Annotated in this window: 17 protein-coding genes; 3 read left to right on the forward strand and 14 right to left on the reverse strand. The window is 62.4% G+C overall.

Annotated elements, in window-relative coordinates; genetic code table 11:
- Window positions 1–41: 41 nt before the first annotated feature.
- From OH764_RS16600 to flhD, 11 genes are all read right to left on the reverse strand, one after another.
- Window positions 42–1,130 (reverse strand): protein-glutamate methylesterase/protein-glutamine glutaminase, encoded by a 1,089-nt coding sequence (locus tag OH764_RS16600; RefSeq protein WP_027776958.1) that lies wholly within the window; start codon window positions 1,128–1,130, stop codon window positions 42–44.
- 5 nt (window positions 1,131–1,135) lie between these two features.
- Window positions 1,136–1,933 (reverse strand): chemoreceptor glutamine deamidase CheD, encoded by a 798-nt coding sequence (gene cheD, locus OH764_RS16605; RefSeq protein ID WP_020070730.1) that lies wholly within the window; start codon window positions 1,931–1,933, stop codon window positions 1,136–1,138.
- The gene (locus tag OH764_RS16610; RefSeq protein WP_020070729.1) at window positions 1,930–2,862 is read right to left on the reverse strand and encodes a CheR family methyltransferase; all 933 of its coding nucleotides are present in this window, start codon (window positions 2,860–2,862) and stop codon (window positions 1,930–1,932) included. The genes cheD and OH764_RS16610 overlap by 4 nt, the downstream gene beginning before the upstream one ends.
- A 201-nt stretch (window positions 2,863–3,063) precedes the next feature.
- Window positions 3,064–4,950, reverse strand: coding sequence for a methyl-accepting chemotaxis protein (locus OH764_RS16615; protein ID WP_498847493.1), 1,887 nt, complete (start codon window positions 4,948–4,950; stop codon window positions 3,064–3,066).
- A 42-nt stretch (window positions 4,951–4,992) separates the two neighbouring features.
- Window positions 4,993–5,523 (reverse strand): chemotaxis protein CheW, encoded by a 531-nt coding sequence (locus OH764_RS16620; RefSeq protein WP_020070727.1) that lies wholly within the window; start codon window positions 5,521–5,523, stop codon window positions 4,993–4,995.
- A gap of 63 nt (window positions 5,524–5,586) precedes the next feature.
- Window positions 5,587–7,869 carry a chemotaxis protein CheA gene (gene cheA / locus OH764_RS16625; protein WP_498847494.1) on the reverse strand — a complete coding sequence of 761 codons (2,283 nt, stop codon included), beginning with the start codon at window positions 7,867–7,869 and terminating at the stop codon, window positions 5,587–5,589.
- 87 nt (window positions 7,870–7,956) lie between these two features.
- A complete protein-coding gene (locus OH764_RS16630) occupies window positions 7,957–8,334 on the reverse strand; it encodes a response regulator (protein WP_498847495.1) in 378 nt (125 codons plus the stop codon).
- Window positions 8,335–8,418: 84 nt separating this feature from the next.
- Window positions 8,419–9,426, reverse strand: coding sequence for a flagellar motor protein MotB (gene motB, locus OH764_RS16635; RefSeq protein WP_498847496.1), 1,008 nt, complete (start codon window positions 9,424–9,426; stop codon window positions 8,419–8,421).
- A 19-nt stretch (window positions 9,427–9,445) separates the two neighbouring features.
- Window positions 9,446–10,306 (reverse strand): flagellar motor stator protein MotA, encoded by an 861-nt coding sequence (gene motA, locus OH764_RS16640; protein ID WP_006050895.1) that lies wholly within the window; start codon window positions 10,304–10,306, stop codon window positions 9,446–9,448.
- 226 nt (window positions 10,307–10,532) lie between these two features.
- Entirely contained in the window at window positions 10,533–11,093 is a 561-nt protein-coding gene (gene flhC / locus OH764_RS16645; RefSeq protein WP_020070723.1) for a flagellar transcriptional regulator FlhC, read from the reverse strand.
- Window positions 11,094–11,139: 46 nt separating this feature from the next.
- Window positions 11,140–11,460 (reverse strand): flagellar transcriptional regulator FlhD, encoded by a 321-nt coding sequence (gene flhD / locus OH764_RS16650; RefSeq protein ID WP_006050893.1) that lies wholly within the window; start codon window positions 11,458–11,460, stop codon window positions 11,140–11,142.
- A 702-nt stretch (window positions 11,461–12,162) separates the two neighbouring features.
- Here flhD and OH764_RS16655 point away from each other — a divergent pair.
- A complete protein-coding gene (locus OH764_RS16655) occupies window positions 12,163–13,227 on the forward strand; it encodes a glycosyltransferase family 4 protein (protein ID WP_020070722.1) in 1,065 nt (354 codons plus the stop codon).
- Between the two features lie 313 nt (window positions 13,228–13,540).
- Here the strand turns inward: OH764_RS16655 and OH764_RS16660 are convergent, their stop codons facing one another.
- Window positions 13,541–13,843: an H-NS histone family protein gene (locus OH764_RS16660; RefSeq protein WP_006050891.1), complete on the reverse strand. Its 303-nt coding sequence runs from the start codon at window positions 13,841–13,843 to the stop codon at window positions 13,541–13,543.
- 294 nt (window positions 13,844–14,137) lie between these two features.
- On the opposite strand from OH764_RS16660, the gene aqpZ reads away from it, so the two are divergent.
- Together aqpZ and OH764_RS16670 are read left to right on the forward strand one after the other, a co-directional pair.
- Window positions 14,138–14,878 carry an aquaporin Z gene (aqpZ, locus tag OH764_RS16665; RefSeq protein WP_498847497.1) on the forward strand — a complete coding sequence of 247 codons (741 nt, stop codon included), beginning with the start codon at window positions 14,138–14,140 and terminating at the stop codon, window positions 14,876–14,878.
- Between the two features lie 463 nt (window positions 14,879–15,341).
- Window positions 15,342–15,653 (forward strand): PXPV repeat protein, encoded by a 312-nt coding sequence (locus tag OH764_RS16670; RefSeq protein WP_498847498.1) that lies wholly within the window; start codon window positions 15,342–15,344, stop codon window positions 15,651–15,653.
- 116 nt (window positions 15,654–15,769) lie between these two features.
- On the opposite strand, the gene OH764_RS16675 is transcribed toward OH764_RS16670, so the two are convergent.
- Window positions 15,770–16,591: a Cof-type HAD-IIB family hydrolase gene (locus OH764_RS16675; protein WP_498847499.1), complete on the reverse strand. Its 822-nt coding sequence runs from the start codon at window positions 16,589–16,591 to the stop codon at window positions 15,770–15,772.
- 126 nt (window positions 16,592–16,717) lie between these two features.
- Window positions 16,718–17,608, reverse strand: coding sequence for a glucosamine kinase nucleotide-binding domain-containing protein (locus tag OH764_RS16680; protein ID WP_498847500.1), 891 nt, complete (start codon window positions 17,606–17,608; stop codon window positions 16,718–16,720).
- Window positions 17,609–17,629: the final 21 nt, after the last annotated feature.

The raw sequence follows: 17,629 nt of genomic DNA on the forward strand, positions 1-17,629 counted from the left end.
TTCACGGTGCGGCGTATGACCGCCTCAATTCGAACGGCGCATCATACCCGCTGAACGCGATCGCCCATCGACGCAAGCCGCGCCATTACGCGCCGGCACATGTCCGGCAGCGACGCGATTTCGTCGGCCGCGCCCAGCGCAATCGCTTCGCGCGGCATGCCGAACACAATGCAGCTCGCCTCGTCCTGCGCAAGGGTGTAAGCCCCTGCCTTTTTCATATCCAGCAGACCTGCGGCGCCATCGCGCCCCATTCCTGTCAGGATCACTCCGACCGCATTCTTGCCCGCGTGCTGCGCGGCGGATCGGAAGAGCACATCCACCGAAGGACGATGCCGGTTCACCGGCGGATCATCCGACAGATGCGCGATGTAGTTCGCACCGCTACGGGCAAGCAGCAGGTGAGCGTGGCCTGGGGCGATATACGCATGTCCCGGCAGCACACGTTCTCCATGCTCTGCCTCTTTAACGGTAATCCGGCACAAACCATTGAGGCGTTGCGCAAAAGATTTTGTGAAACCCGGCGGCATATGCTGTGCAATCAGCACCGCGGGTGCATCCGGCGGCAGCGGCACGAGCACTTCGCGGATGGCTTCCGTGCCGCCCGTCGACGCGCCGACAATGATCAGCTTCTCGGTACTCAGCAGCGGATTGTTGAAAAGCGGCGCGGCGCCGACAGGCGCGTGTCCGGCGGCTGCCGGCGCATGATGCACCGGCGCGGCCTGGCGCACACGAGCGCGCGCCGCGGCGCGGATCTTGTCGGCGAGCTTTTCCGAATAGTCGAGCATGCCGTCGCGAATGCCGACCTTCGGCTTCGTCACGAAATCGACCGCGCCGAGTTCCAGCGCGCGCAGCGTGATTTCATTGCCGCGCTCCGTCAGCGAGGACACCATCACGACCGGCATCGGACGCAAACGCATCAGCTTCTCGAGGAAGTCCAGACCGTCCATGCGCGGCATTTCGACGTCGAGCGTCAACACATCGGGATTGTGCTGCTTGATGAGTTCGCGCGCGACCAGCGGGTCGGGAGCGGTTGCAACGACGGTCATGTCCGGCTGGCTATTGATGATTTCCGTCATCAAGCTGCGGATCAGCGCCGAATCGTCGACGCACAATACTTTGATCTTTTGCACAGCGCTCACGCCTCCTCTGCGGTTCTGGCGTTTGTTGAATTAGTCGGGCGCGGGGTCGAGCCGAACAGTTCGATGCGCGATCTCGGCGCGCCCGCGCCATTCGCTGTTGTGCTGCCTGAGCCGTTGCCCGAGCCACCGCTTGAGCCAAACAGTTCGATCTTCGGCTTCGTGGCGGCTGGCGCTGAAAACAGTTCGACCCGCTTTCTCGCGGCGGCAAGCCGCTCGGCGCGCGCTTCGGCGGTTTGCCGCACGAGCGCCTGTTCGCGCTCGGCCACACCCGGGTCCTGCTGCAGACGCAGCTTCTTCACCATGACCTGGCCGGTGCGCGGCATGAATGCCACCTTGCGCGGATGCGAGCCTTGCAAATCCTCTGCGACGATGCGGATCTTTTCGAGCGCGAGATAGCGGCGCACGAATTCCGAATTGCGATCGCCGATGTTGATCGTCGTCATGCCCGCGAGCACCGCGCCGCCGCCGAACACCTTCGCTTCAAAACGGTCGCGCCGGCCGCCGGCCTTGATCAGTTCGTTGATCAGCACTTCCATCGCGTAAGCGCCGTAGCGCATCGAATCGGACGCGGCCTGACCGACTTCCGCGCCGTCGTCGGGCAACATGAAGTGATTCATGCCGCCGATGCCGGCCGTGCGGTCCTGAATGCAGGCCGCGACGCACGAACCGAGCACGGTGACGAGCACCATGTCGTCATGCGTGGTGTAGAACTCGTTCGGCAGCAGCTTCACGCCTGGGCGTTGGAAGTGGTTGTCGTAATAGAGATTGGTCGCGATAGGCAAGGCGCTGCTCATACCGTCACCCCGCTCGTCGCCGGCGTGCGTGCCGGTGCGCGCGCGCCGGCAGCATCGCGCGTCAGTTCATAGACGGTCTGACCGCGCAGCTTGAAAGCCTGCGTGACGTAGGTGAAGTTTTCCGAGTGGCCCGCGAACAGCAGGCCGCCCGATTTCATCAACGGCTCGAAGCGGCTCAGCACCTGAGCTTGCGTCGGCTTGTCGAAATAGATCATCACGTTGCGGCAGAAGATCGCGTCGAACTGCGTGCGCAACTGATAATCGCGGTCGGTGAGGTTCAATTGCTCGAAGCGCACCATCGCACGCACTTGCGGACGCACCTTGACCATGCCCGCATGCGCGCCCGTGCCCTTCAGGAAAAAGCGCTTGAGCCGCTCGGGCGAAAGGTGCTTCACCTGATCGAACTGGTACATACCGGCTTCGGCTTTCGCGAGCACTTGCGTGTCGATGTCGGTCGCGAGCACTGTTGCCTGACGCGCGCCGGTCTCGCCGAGCGCTTCGATGAGCGTCATGGCGATCGAATACGGCTCCTCACCGGTCGATGCCGCCGAGCACCACACCGAAACGGGCTGCGCGCGGCGCGGCACAAAATCCGCCAGGATCGGAAAGTGATGTGCCTCGCGGAAAAACGCGGTCAGGTTCGTCGTGAGCGCATTCGTGAATGCTTCCCACTCGGCGGGATCGTTTTCCGCTTCGAGCAGATCGAGGTATTGCTTGAACGAGTCGAGGCCGCGGGCGCGCAGCCTCCGGGCGAGACGGCTATACGCCATATCGCGCTTGTGATCGGAGAGCGAGATGCCGGCGCTGCGGTGAATCAGTTCGCGGATGCGTGTGAAGTCCGCCGAAGTGAAATCGAAATCACGTCCCTGTTCGCCGGATCTGACCGGTTCTGCCCGGTCGGTGCGTTGCTGTGCGCGCGTTGCCATCATGAAAGTTCCTGCCTGCGATACGAGCCATCACGCTTGCGCGACGGAACTGCCGGCGAGCAAGGGATTGTTTTTGCGGGGTCGCGCCCGCCCGCAAGTTCCACCACCATGCAGTCGGCCCGCGACACGCTGTAAGAGCGTGCTCCGATGATTCGCGCCATATGGAGCGAGATATCGAATGACTGCATGTTTCTTCGTCATTTCTTAAAACGTTTCCCAGTCCGCGTCCGAGCCCGCCGAGGCTACGCTGGCGGCAGCCGGCCGTGGTGCGGGTACGGATGCCGCAGGCGGCGTCTTCGGCTTGAGCGCCGGTTCGACGCGCGCCGCGCCTGCTTCGTGACTGCCTGAAGCAGAAGCGTTGCCGCCTGCCGTTGCTGCATTTGCCGTTGCTGCTGCGCTTGCTGCCGCGCCTGCTGCTGCATTTGCTGCGGGCTGCGCCGGTCGCGGTGCGCTTTTCGCCACCGTCTTGCTCTTGCCCTCCACCGCCCGCGCCTTAACCTGCGGCACGGCCTGCGCGGCGAAACTGCGAGCCGGGCTGCTCGCGACTTTCCAGCCGCTCAGCACCGCTTGCAACTGACGCGTCTGATCTTCGAGCGACCCTGCCGCTGCCGCCGCTTCTTCGACGAGCGCGGCGTTCTGCTGCGTCACCTCGTCCATCTGCACGACCGCGCGATTCACCTGCTCGATGCCGCCCGATTGCTCCTCGGACGCCGCGCTGATTTCACCCATGATGTCGGTCACGCGGCGCACGGCCTGCACGATCTCGTCCATCGTCGTACCGGCACGTCCGACGAGTGCCGAGCCGCTTTGCACCTTGTCGGTCGAGTCGCCGATCAGTTCCTTGATTTCCTTCGCGGCACTCGCGCTGCGTTGGGCAAGGCTGCGCACTTCGCCGGCCACGACCGCAAAGCCGCGGCCCTGTTCGCCTGCACGCGCCGCTTCCACCGCCGCGTTCAGCGCCAGAATGTTGGTCTGGAATGCAATGCCTTCAATCACGCCGATGATGTCGACAACCTTGCTCGAACTGCTCGCGATGTCCTGCATCGTCGTGACGACCTGGCTTACCACCTCGCCGCCGCGCGTCGCGATGTCGGACGCGTTCACAGCGAGCTGGCTTGCCTGGCGCGCATTCTCGGCGTTCTGGCGCACGGTCCCCGTGAGTTGCTCCATGCTCGATGCGGTTTCCTGCAACGAGGCGGCTTGCTGTTCGGTACGCTGCGACAGATCGGTGTTGCCCATCGCGATTTCGCGCGCGCCGGTGTCGATCGACTCGGTGCTGCTGCGAACCGCGGTGACCATCGACGCCATGCTTTCCTGCATCTGTTTGATGCCGGCAAAGAGGCGGCCGATTTCGTTGCGGCTTTTTACTTCGATCGCCTCCGACAGATCGCCCGCGGCGATCCGCTCGAAGCATTCGGTTGCGTCCTGAAGCGGCTGAACGATGAGGCCACGCAGCGCGAAACGCAGACCGATCACGAGCAGCAGCGCGAGTATGGCAAACGCGATGATCAACGTCGTCATCAGCGAGATGTTCGACTGCGCGTCTGCCTGCTGGTCCACTGCCTGTTGCTGCAAGCTCTTGACGACGAGCGACGCCGCGTTGTCGTACGAGACGAACATCGGGCTGATCTTCGTATCGGCGATCGCGTGGTACGCGGCCATATCGTTTGCGCGCAGCGCCGCGAACTCCGGCTCCATGCCGTCGCGCACGAGCGCCGTGCGGCGCGCGAGCAGTTCGTCCATCTGTGCCTGGTCGACGCCGGTCTTCGGCGCGTCGACGTAGGTCTGCCAGTTCTTGTTGCTGAAGCCGTACAGTTCCACCGCACGGTCCAGGACCTTCTTGGCCGTTTCAGTATCGCCAGCGGCTGTCAGCGCGGTGAAGCGGTCCAGCGAGACACGCGAGCGCAGCAGGTATGCCGAAGCGTCGTCGAGCGCATGAATCGCCACCAGATCGCCGCGCGCGATGCGGTCGAGCGACTTGCTCGCGCTGCCGAGCGCCGTCAACCCAAGTACGCCGACCACCATGGTCAGCGCGACGAGAATGATCCCCACTAGCGTGAGCGATGTGCGAATCGACCACCTGCTTAGCATCTCAATGCTCCCTGTCACTAACTGTTCTGAACGCCGCGGCTGTTAGACGCCGAGCGTTTCGATGAGCGCCATCTCGCGGCTCGTCATCAGCTTTTCGATGTCCATCAGAATCAGCATGCGGCCGTCGACGGTGCCGAGACCCGTGAGGTACTCAGTCGTCAGCGTCGCGCCGAATTCCGGCGCCGGCATGATCTGGTCGATGGCAAGCGTCAACACGTCGGACACGCCGTCCACCACCATGCCGACCACGCGATGCGCGACGTTCAGGATGATCACGACGGTCTGGTGGTCGTACTCGACGCGGCCCAGATGGAACTTGATGCGCATGTCGACGATCGGCACGATGATGCCGCGCAGATTGATGACGCCCTTGATGAACTCGGGCGCATTCGCGATGCGCGTCACGTTGTCGTAGCCGCGGATTTCCTGCACCTTCAGAATGTCGATGCCGTACTCTTCGGCGCCGAGCGTAAAGACGAGGAATTCCTGACCGCCGGCGTCGGCCTGCTGCGCATCGCGGCGACCATTCGTCGCGTTCGCGACGCTCGAATTGATGGATTGAACTTCTGCCACGTTAGCCCCCAAACGGTTGGGATAAGTTAAGTTGAGTGAGTGTTACGACGGATTTGACGGACATCATGCGAGACTCATTGCGCCATGCGCGTTGCGCGACTCGCGGTTCAGCGCCGCCACGTCCACGATCAGTGCGACGCGGCCGTCGCCGAGAATGGTCGCTGCGGAAATGCCGCGTACCTTGCGGTAGTTCGTTTCGAGGTTCTTCACGACCACTTGCTGCTGCCCCACCAGCTCGTCGATCAGCATCGCAAAGCGACGCCCTTCGGTTTGCATGATGGTGACGATGCCTTGGGTCGGCTCCTGCTTTGCTCCGTCGACGTTGAACACTTCGTGCAATGCGACGAGCGGCAGATATTCACCGCGCACGCGCACCACGCGCTCGCCGTTGGCGACCGTGTAAATGTCCTCGGCTTGCGGCTGCAGCGACTCCATCACGAAGTTCAGCGGCAGAATGAAGATCTCGTCGCCGACCTTGACGGACATGCCGTCGAGAATCGCTAGCGTGAGCGGCAAAACGATGCGCGTGGTGCTGCCCTTGCCGGCATGCGATTTGATTTCCACGTGACCGCCCATCGACTGGATGTTTCGCTTCACCACATCCATACCGACGCCGCGACCCGACACGTCCGTGACCTGCTCCGCCGTCGAGAAGCCCGGGAGGAAGATCAGGTTCCAGACTTCCTCGTCGGTCATCGTTTCGCTGACCTGCATGCCCTGCTTCGCGGCCTTCGCGAGAATCTTGTCGCGGCGCAGGCCGGCGCCGTCGTCGCTGACTTCGATCACGATGTTGCCGCCGTGATGCGCCGCCGACAGCACGAGCTGACCGGTCGAAGCCTTGCCCGCTGCGCGCCGCGCGTCCACGGTTTCGATGCCGTGGTCGAGACTGTTGCGCACGAGGTGGGTCAACGGGTCGATGATTCGCTCGATCAGGCTCTTGTCGAGTTCGGTGGCTTGGCCGAAGGTGACGAGTTCTACTTCCTTACCGAGTTTGGCCGCGAGATCGCGCACGAGACGCGGGAAGCGGCTGAATACGTAGTCCATCGGCATCATGCGGATCGACATGACGGCTTCCTGCAGATCGCGCGCGTTGCGCTCGAGCTGCGCCATGCCGTTGAACAGGCGATCGTGCAGCGCCGGATCGAACGTGCTGGTGGTTTCCGCAAGCATCGCCTGCGTGATAACCAGTTCGCCGACCAGGTTGATCAGCTGATCGACCTTCTCGACGCCCACGCGAATCGAGCTGCCTTCCGCGCCGCCTGCCGCCGCTGCCGGACGTGCGGCCTTGCGGTCCTGCTCGCCGGCTGCCGCGCCAGCGGACGCCGAAGCTGCTGCCGATGCGCTGGCCGCAGGCGCTTGAGCCTGAGCTGCCTTGGCGGGCTCGGCGGCCGGCGCCGGAGCAGGCTGCGCGACCGTCGCGGCAGGCGCCACGGGTGCTGCGGTATTAGTGGCGGCCGAAGCCGCCGGTGCTGCTTGCGCCGGAGACGAAGGCTCAGCGTCGGGCGTTCCAGGTTCGCCTTGCTGAGCACCGTCCGCCGGTGCGATTCCGCGGCCGATCGAGATCTGACTTTCGTCGATCACGAAACAGCACACGGCGATGATGTCGTCGGACGTAACATCGGTCTGAAGCCACAGCGTCAAATCGCCGCCGCTCTTGACCTGCCCGACGATATTGCCCAGGTTACCCAGCTCTTCGGCAAGGAGTTCCTGGTCCTTCTCATCAACGCCCCGTAGCGTAATTTTCAGGTGCGGACCGGCGGCGTCGTCCGCGTCGCCGGTTCCTTCGGCTTGCCCGGTCTGTGCCGGTTCGCCGTCATTCCATTCGCCCGCCGCCTGCACCGCCTGTTCGACGACGTGTTCCGGCGGACTGCCTTCTTCTACTGTTGCGAATTCCTCGATCGGCGCGGTCACCGCGACTTCGACCGGCGCTGCAGCAGCCGGCGCAGCCACGCCGCGGCTTTCCGCGTGCAACTGTTCGAGCTTTGCGCAGATCGCCTTCGCAACCGCCGCGTCGGGCTCTGCGCTCGCGCGGTAGTCGGCGAGCTGGCCCGACAACACGTCCTTGGTTTCGAGGAACGTGTCGATCATGTCCTTGCGCAGCACGAGTTCGTTGTTGCGCGCACGGTCGAGCAGCGATTCGAGGATGTGGGTCGTCTCCGTCAAGGCTGTAAAGCCGAATGTCGCCGCGCCGCCCTTGATCGAATGTGCCGCGCGGAAAATTGCCGCGAGGTCTTCGGGGTCTGGGTGCGCGATGTCCAGATTGAGCAGCAACTGCTCCATCTGCGCGAGCAGTTCGTCCGCTTCGTCGAAGAACGTCTGATAGAACTGAGTGATGTCGAGTGTCATGCCTGGGTCACCGCGAGAGTTCCTGTCTAGGCTTGGGCTACCGTGCCGCAGCGTCGAGAGCTTCTATAACTTGTCTAAGGTTGATGCTTATGCCTGATCTGGCTCGGCCAGCGCCGCCACCAGCTCGGTGAGCATGTCGGGGTCGAGCGGCTTTTCGATCCAGCCGGTCGCACCTGCTTCGCGCGCCGCGGCTTTGAACGACTCGCCCGATTCCGTCGTCAGGACGAGGATGGGCGTCGCCGCGTAAGCCGGATTGCCGCGCAGTTCGGAGATCAGATCGAGGCCGGTCTTGCCCGGCATGTGCTGATCGGTCAACACCAGGTCGAACGGCACGGCGAGCGCGTTTTCGAGCCCTTCCGCGCCGTCCGCGGCGAGCGTCACCTCATAGCCGGCCGCCGTCAGCGTCGCGGAAAGAATCTGCCGCATCGATGCCGAATCGTCGATTGCCAGGATATGCCTGATCATGAAAACCTCGCTGCACTTACGCTATGTGTCGCCTCGCTGTCCGCGCCAGTGAGGCGCATGGAGCAGCGGGACGACCGCCTTCTGTTACTGTGCCGCCGGCGCTATCGCCGGTACCTTGGGCGCGGCCGTCGCCGGCTGCGCCAGTTTTTGCAGCAGCGGCTTCGAGCCGGCTGCATCGTCCGACAAGGTCGTCGTAGTGGAGTCGTCGTGGTCGAGCGCCTCCTCTGACTTCCTGTTCAGAACGATGATGCTGATGCGGCGGTTTTCCGGATCCATCGCGTCCGCCTTGTTCAGGTTCTGCGTCGACGCGAGGCCGAGTACACGCATTACCTTTGCTTCGTCCATGCCCCCGGCAATCAGCTCGCGGCGCGACGCATTCGCGCGGTCCGCGGACAGTTCCCAGTTGCTGTAGCCCTTCTCGCCGCCCGCGTACTGCGCGGCGTCGGTGTGTCCTTGCACGATGATGCGGTTCGGCACATCGTTCAGGGTGTGGCCGATCTCGCGCAGAATGTCGCGCATGTACGGCTCGACCTGATCTCTCGCGGTCGCGAACATCGGCCGCTTTTGCGAGTCGACAATTTCGATGCGCAAGCCGGTCAGCGTCGAATCGATTCGTATCTGCTGCTTGAACTGGCGCAGCACGGGATTCGCTTCGATCGCGGCCATCAGCTTCACTTGCAGATCGTGCAGCCGGACCTGCTCGCGTCGCTCCAGTTCACCTTGCAACTGCTTCATCGAGTCTTCGCTGCTGTGCGAGACGGTGCGCTCGGCGCGATTATTCGTACCGTCCGTTGCGCGCGTCACGCCTTGCGCGTCCGTCGAGATATCGCGGCCGCCGCCCTTCAGAATGCTCGAGTCTTCCGCGCTGCGGTCGCCGCCCCACAGCGTGATCTTCAACGGCTGGTTGAAGTACTCCGCGATGCCTTTCAACTGCACCGTGGATGCCGAGCTCAGCAGCCACATCAGCAGGAAGAACGCCATCATCGCGGTCATGAAGTCCGCATACGCGAGCTTCCAGGCGCCGCCATGGTGGCCGGCCTTCTTCGGCGCAGCGCGCTTGACGACAATGGCGCGGTCTTTGTCCTTGCTCATCGGTTCGTTCCCGGCGCTCTTACTTGGCCTTCACGCGGCGCACGTGCTCTTCGAGCTCGGCGAACGACGGACGCTCGGTCGAGAAGAGCACCTTGCGGCCGAACTCGACGGCGATCGCGGGTGCATAGCCATTCAGGCTCGCGAGAATCGTCACCTTGATGCACTGGAACATCTTGGTCGACTCGGTCACGCGCTGTTCCGCGACGCTCGCAAGCGGCCCGATCAGCCCGTACGAAAGCAGAATGCCGAGGAACGTACCAACCAGCGCCTGCGCAATCATTTCGCCGAGTACTGCCGGCGGTTTGTCGGCGGACGCCATGGTGTGCACCACGCCCATCACCGCGGCCACGATACCGAACGCCGGCATTGCGTCGCCCACCTTGTTCAGCGCATGAGCGGGCGCTTCGCCTTCCTGGTGATGCGTCTCGATCTCCTCGTCCATGAGGCTTTCGATTTCGAACGCATTCATGTTGCCGCCCACCATCAGGCGCAGGTAGTCGGTCAGAAACTCGATGATGTGATGGTCAGCGAGAATCTTCGGGTACTGCGTGAAGATCGGACTCTTCGACGGATCGTCGATGTCCGCTTCCAGCGTCAGCGTGCCTTCCTTGCGCGCTTTGGCAAGCAGGACGTAAAGGAGCGCCATCAGCTCCATATAGACGTCCTTGTTGTACTTCGCGCCCTTGAACAGGGTCGGAATGACGCGCAGCGTTGCCTTGATCGTCTTCATCCCGTTTCCGAGGATGAACGCGCCTACGCCGGCGCCGACGATCATCAGCACTTCAACGGGCTGCAACAGCGCGCCGAGATGGCCGCCTTCCAGCGCGTAACCGCCGAAGACGGACAAAAGCGTCACGAGTGTTCCCACGAAAATCAGCACTGCGGAGCCCTCACAAAGAAGCGACGGTGACCGTCGTTAAACTGGTTTACGGCAACGCACCAGAAAACTTTGACGGAAAAGCGGCTAGCCGCGCCGGTGTAAACCAGAGGCGGGCGCGGCCGGTGAGAGACGCGATGCGCGAGGCCCGGCGCGGTAATCAGCCGGGCGGCAGCGCACAGTGGGCGGGGAGTTGGACGAGGGCCGCACGGCGGCGGCCCGCTGGCGGTCAGGCGGCGAGCGCAGCGAGGCTCTCGCGGGCGCGGGCGTCGGCAACTTTCTTTGTCTTACCGGCGCGCGAAGGCGGCTGGCACAGCCCGCAGATAAAGCCGTGTTTCGGGTCGTGAGCGTGTGCGACAAAATGCCCGCCGCAGCGGCAGCAGGGCGTAATTTGCAGCATCCCCGAATCGAAGAAACGCACGAGCGTCCATGCGCGCGTGAGGCTGAGCACGGGTTCGTCTTCGTGCAACTGCACGTGCTCGAGATAAAGCCGGTAGCTCTTGACGATCGACTGGATCGTCGCGCAGCCGCCATGGTCGGCCATGAAGCGGTAGATGTTGTAGAACAGCGAGGAGTGAAAGTTCGGCTGCCACGTCATGAACCAGTCGGTCGAGAACGGCAGCATGCCCTTGGGCGGCGAGACCCCTTTCAGTTCCTTGTACAGCTTGATGAGCCGATCGCGCGACAGGCTGGTTTCCGCCTCGAGCAGTTGCAGACGCGCGCCGAGTTCGATCAGTTCGATGGCCAGGGTGATTTCCCTGACTTCGAGCACCACACTTTTATAGGCCATCCGCTTTACGTTCCCGTCCCGATTGCTTGCCTTGTGCGGACCGCCATCAGCCGAGTTGCTCGACAGGCTGGCTTGCCATCAGGATCGCGGAGTGCGCCTGCGCAACGGCGCTTGATTTGCCCTTGTCCGCGAGCGCGGACAGCACGGCGTGATCGTCGAAACGGAAGCGGCACAGCACCTGATTGGACGCCGCCAGCTTCACGGTCTGCGCCAACGAAAGGTTGGCGAGCACGTCGGCCAACTGGTCCGAAATCCCCATGCGGAACATGCCCATCGGCTTGTCTTCGCGGAGCAGGCGCTGCGCGAGCAGGAGATAAGACAGGTTGACTTCTCTGATCTCATTGAGCATTTCGCTTGTCGCGCTCATGATTCCCCCGGGGTGTATCTGGCTGGTCAGGCCGTTACGGAAACGTTTGCTCGAACGCGCGCAGTCAAACCACGCCGGTCGGCTCGTTTGTAGTCTTGCAAGCATTGTCTCGAAAGGGGGGGCGAAACGAAATCGGACAGACACCCAGCTTGTTTGACGGATTAGTCCGTCATTCGTGTAGGAGTTTTTCCTACAGCGCTGTGATTTTGGGGCGTTTTAAGCAGATTGACGGACGTGGAATTCCGGGCCGCTATGCGCGGGGAATATCAAATTCCCCGGGGAACAGACAATGCGGTGAGCAGATTAAGAGGTCGAGCTGCACCGCCCAACGGTGAGTCAAATTATAAGACCTTTTCACCACCATGTAATTTTCCGACTTTTCGGTGGCAGGCTCGGCGCTTGCTATATCGAAGCACGGCGGTTCGAGGAACGTTCGTCATCCCCCGCCAGAACCAGTTTAAAAGCGCCGAAAGCCTGCCTGAGCGTGTGTAACGTCTCGTGTTTCGCGCTGTAACAAGGTTAAGCGTTTGAAAAATAACTCGAATTGGCGCGGCCGATCCCGATAATGAGCCTAAGGGATAACCCGATGCAGATTCGGAGCACCCCCGGGCGGCGGCTACCGCGCCCAACCGTCCGTCAGGCATTCGCTCCTCGCTCCGCCCGAGCGCCGCTGTGCGAAGCCGTACTCAACAGGAGAAACGCATGCGAATCGCACAAATTGCGCCGCTGTATGAAGCAGTCCCGCCGAAATTGTACGGTGGCACCGAACGTGTCGTGTCGTACCTCACCGAGGCACTGGTGGACGACGGTCACGACGTCACGCTGTTTGCGAGCGGCGACTCGGCGACTTCCGCGAAGCTCGACGCGTGCTGGCCTCGTGCGCTGCGCCTCGATCCGACGATTCGCGACGCGCTGGCCCCCCATATCCTGATGATGGAAAAGGTGCGCCGGGTCGCACACGAGTTCGACGTGCTGCATTTCCACCTCGACTACATGCCGTTCCCGCTGTTTTCGACGATGGACACGCCGTTCGTGACCACGCTGCACGGCCGCCTCGACCTGCCTGAATTGCAGCCGGTGTTCGACGCGTTCTCGGGCGCGCCGGTCGTTTCTATTTCCGATTCGCAGCGCCTGCCGCTGCCGCAAGCAAACTGGTTGAGCACGATTTACCACGGCCTGCCCGAGCAGTTGCTCACGCCGCAGGCGCACAAGAAGCCGGAATATCTCGCGTTCCTGGGCCGGATCTGTCCGGAAAAGCGTGTCGACACAGCCATCAAGATCGCGGCGCAAAGCGGTTTGCCGCTGAAGATCGCCGCCAAGGTCGACAAGGCCGATCAGGACTACTTCAAGCGCGAGATCGAGCCGCTGTTGTCGCAGGCGCATGTGGAGTTCGTCGGCGAGATCAACGAGGCGCAAAAGCCCGAGTTCCTGTCGGGTGCCAAGGCGCTGCTGTTTCCGATCGACTGGTCCGAGCCGTTCGGGCTCGTCATGATCGAGTCGATGGCGTGCGGCACTCCGGTGATCGCGTTTAACCGCGGTTCGGTGCCGGAAGTGATCGACCATGGCGTGACCGGCTATATCGTAGAAGACGTGCAGGGCGCGGTAGCGGCGCTTCAACGTCTCGACGAGTTGTCACGCAGCGAAATCCGCGCACAGTTCGAACGCCGTTTCAGTTCGAAGACGATGGCACGCAACTACGTTGACGCGTATTCGGCGCTGATCGAGGCTTCGCGTCGGCCGATGCTGCGCCAGGTTGCGGTGGGCTAAAGCGTGGCGAGCCTGCAGATGGCGGCGCCAGCGGGATACTGGTGCTTTAAACGGGCCAGTACTCTGTCGCCATCCACGCTCACATGCCTCAAGCGCTTTTCGATTGACGCACGGAATGCAGGTATTTTTTCCAGGTGAATCGTTTGCGCAAACGGTAACTCGGACTTATCCCGCTTCATTTACAGAAAAGCCGCCTCTCAAAGGCGGCTTTTTTAATGGCGACGTGGATACGCTTCCATGTCCGATTAGAACAGCCCACTAAACCCGGACTCGCGCCGATCCTTCAATCCGCTTTCGTTCACTCGCGAACGACTCAGCTTGCACCAATCAAAAAGCGTTCACGGTTCTTGCCGACGATCCACTTGGGCGGCTTTCCGCGGCCGCTCCAGGTATTTCCCGTTTTCGGATCTTGATATTTAGCCGGCAGCGGCGCCTTCTTGGGCGGGCGTCCCCGCTTGGCGGCTACTGCAAAGCCGAGGTCCTGTGCAGTCAGGCCGTATTCGGCGATTTTTTGGCGGATGTCGGCTATCACATTGTCGATTTCCGTGCGGCGGGCTTCTTCTGCTTGTGCCTGCAATTTGGCGATCTGCGCCTTGAGGTCTGCATATTGAGACATTCCGGTTCTCCCCTTTTAGATCTCATTCGCTTCGCAGACTAACTGTAATTATAAAAATTCGCAATGGATAACATTACTGATTTAGGACGGTATCTTCTGATAATTATTAAGGTTGATGAATTGCAAAACGGCTTTATCCCGGAATAATCGGTAATGCCGCCCGGCATTGACAATTCTTGACACCCGATTGGCGAGTCTTTCCCTAGAATTGGGCGCTCAAAGGCACGCGCCCGCGCGGAGCGTGCGAGAAGACTCCGTGCTTTCAGAGCATCAACTATTTTAGGATTACCAATCATGCAGTTGTCAAAGCGCCTTGCTGCCGAAGTGTTCGGCACCTTCTGGCTCGTGCTGGGAGGCTGCGGCAGCGCTGTCCTCGCCGCCAACTTCGCCGGTCCAGTGCATGGCCTCGGCATCGGCTTCGTCGGCGTATCGCTCGCGTTCGGGCTGACGGTGCTGACCATGGCGTATGCCATCGGCCACATTTCCGGCTGCCATCTAAACCCGGCAGTCAGCGTCGGCCTGGCGGTGGCCGGCCGCTTCCCGGCTCGCGACCTGCTTCCGTACATCGTCGCGCAGGTGATCGGCGCCGTGCTGGGTGCGGCGGTGCTGGCATTGATCGCCTCGGGAAAGCCTGGTTTCGAACTCGTCGCGAGCGGTTTCGCGAGCAACGGATATGGCGAGCGCTCGCCCGGCCATTATTCGCTCGCCGCGGCATTCGTCTGCGAGGCGGTAATGACAGGCTTCTTCCTTTTCGTCATCCTCGGAGCGACTGACAAACGCGCGCCGGCCGGTTTTGCGCCTATTGCCATCGGCTTGTGTCTGACGCTGATTCACCTTGTCTCGATTCCGGTGACCAACACCTCGGTGAACCCGGCGCGCTCGACCGGGCCGGCGCTTTTCGTCGGCGGGGCTGCGGTGGATCAGTTGTGGCTGTTCTGGATCGCGCCGATCATGGGCGCCGTCATTGCCGGCGTGCTGTATCCGCTGGTCGCGGAAAGCCGCGGCGGTAAAGCGGGGAAGCTGGCACTGGACTAGCCGGAACAGGTTGGCTGCCGGTTCGAACGGGCGCTACGGCGCCCGTTTTTTTATGAAGGCCGCGTGCCGGAGAGGTCGAGTAGCAGCTTTCGCAGTATTTATAGAGTGGGTCTTCGCGGCCGTTTCACGCCCGGCCATCTCAGCGGATTCGAAAGGACCAGATTAATCCGTTATACAGATGTAAGCCGCCATTACGCGCCATGCCGGCAAACGCCTGTCTCAGTTGCCGCTAATTCGATGCGCGCGCCGCTCGCCTGCCCCAACGCCCCGCTGCGACAGGCTTTCCGTTCAATGAGTGGCGCCGATCCGACCCACAGCAGGCGCGACTGGATGCTTTCGAGCCCTGCGACGATGCTTGCAGTCCGTAACATCTGGTCGCAGTACTCATGAGGCGCAATGCGTAGATTGAACCTGTGCGACAAACACTCGTCGCTTCAAAGCAGGCTCTTGCATGGAGAACAACATGAAACGCATCGTCACTCAATTGCTGGTTGCCGCAGGTCTTGCAGCGGGCGCATGCGGTGTGGCCCAGGCACACACGGATCTGAACGTCGGACTGTCGCTCGGCGCCCCGGTCTACACTCGCCCCGCGCCGGTCTACGCAGCACCGCAACCGGTGTACTACGGCAATAGCGGCTGGGGCCGTCGCTACGATCGCGGCGACTATTATCGCGGCGACCACCGTTACGAGCACGGTTGGAATCGGGACGACCGCCGTTGGGGCCACGACGACCGGCGCGATCACGGCGACCGCCGTGGCGGATGGCGCGACTAATGGTTACGACTAGTAGTTAAGTCGGCAACGAGAGCCGGAGAGACTCCGGCATGTAGTCAACCGGCCCGCATCTGCCACCGTGCGCTGCGGGCCGGTCGCATTCAGGACTTCGGTCGTCAGGCCGTCAGTTCGTCGTCGAGTGAAAACAGCTTGCGCAAGTGATGCGCGACGCCCGCCTCGAAATTGTTGCCTATACGCGGCACGTTCGGTAGCCGTGTGATCAGATCGGGATTCGCGTTGTTCATCATGAAAGGATGGCCGGCCGTTTCGAGCAGGTCGATATCGTTCATGTTGTCGCCGAAAGCCACGCAATGCGCGGCGTCCACGCCTACGCGCTCGAGCACGATTTGCAACGCGCGTCCCTTCGAGACATTCGACGTCATCACCTCCAGGCAGTCCGGCAGCGAATACGTCACATAGAGGGCGTCGCCGAACTCGCGTGCGAGATTGTCGGCCACTCTGGCCAAATCTGCCGGATCGCCGATATAAAGAACCTTGGCGATATCGACGCCGTCGTGCGCGAGCAGTTCGGCGACTTCGTAGGTGAAGCCAGAATCCTGATGAAACTTCAGCAGTTCCGGCGCGTCCCGGTCGATCAGCCATGCCTGGTCGGCGAACAGGTTCACAATGACGCGACCGTGCTCGCCGACAATTCCGGGCTGCACGAGACGTTGCACGATGGCGGGTTGCAGGTCGTCGGCGTGGATCACAGTGTTGTCGGGCGCATGGATGCGCGCGCCGTTCGACGTGATCAGGTAGGGCTTGATGCCGAGAATGTCGCGAATACCCGCGACGTCGCAGAAATGGCGGCCCGTTGCGATCACGAATTGCACGCCGTCGCTTTCCAGCTTGCGCACGGTGGCGACCGTGAACGGGTCGACCTGATGGTCGGCATTGAGCAGCGTGCCGTCGAGATCCGTGGCGATGACTTTATACATAGTAAGCAGGCGAGCAGCGTGGAAGGCGCTATTTTACCGTCGATGACGAGAGGGGCCCCGAACGCTTCCCGCCGGCATTGAACGTGCGGCGCCCGCGCCCATATCGGACGCGGGTCAGACACTGGCTCACGCGTCGCCCACAAGCCGCGCGGCTTGACGTTGCGCCAACTGCAAACCGCCATGTGCGGAGTCAGACAACGGTTCGCGCAGCCGTGCCTGATAGATCTGCGGCACATACTCGCGCAGCGGCGCCCCGAGGCCGCCGCACAAGGCTATGGGCAATGCCCCAGATGGATCGAGCGCGGCAATCATCTTGCCGATCTGAACACCCGCTTCGCCCAGCAGCCGCGCGGCGAATGGATGCGCGCGGTGCGCGATCACGATTCGCGCGAGGCTCGCATACGCGGTCTGATTGGCCTCGCAAAGCCACACGACGAGTTCGTCGCGATCACGCGCACCGACATGGGCGAGGAGCGCCTGCGCGAGGTCGTCGTTCGGGCCGCGTCCGTCGAGCGCGTGCTGTGCGTGAACAATGGCTCGCACTCCGAGCCAGGCGCCACTCGCTTCATCACCCGACGGAAAACCATAACCGCTGACGGTCCGGTATTCGCCGTCGTCCCGGTCGGCCGCCGCCGCAACGCTGCCCGTGCCGAGCGCGACAATCACGCCATACGCGCCGCCGTGCGCGCCGAGCAATGTTGTGTAGGCGTCGCTTTCTACGGCGAGCCCGGCCAAAGCTGGCGCCTGCGCGAGAAATGCCGCCAGCCAGTCGCGATTGTTTACGCCCGCGAGACCGCAACCCAGTACGCAGCGTGACCAGTCGAGCGCGGCGCCCGCCCGCGCGAATGCATCGACACAGGCGGCCGCGATTGCTTGCCACGCACGTTCGACGCCCAAGCCAAGACCCGACGGCCCACTTGCCGCCTGCGCCAACTCGCGCCCGTGCGCGTCGGCCAGCACGATACGTGTGCCGGTGCCGCCGCCGTCAACGCCGATCAGAAATAGGTCTTCGTTCATTGGGAGAGGTGCGTTTCGTGG

Source organism: Burkholderia sp. M6-3, from assembly GCF_050858985.1.
GTDB classification, from domain to species: Bacteria; Pseudomonadota; Gammaproteobacteria; order Burkholderiales; family Burkholderiaceae; genus Paraburkholderia; species Paraburkholderia caledonica.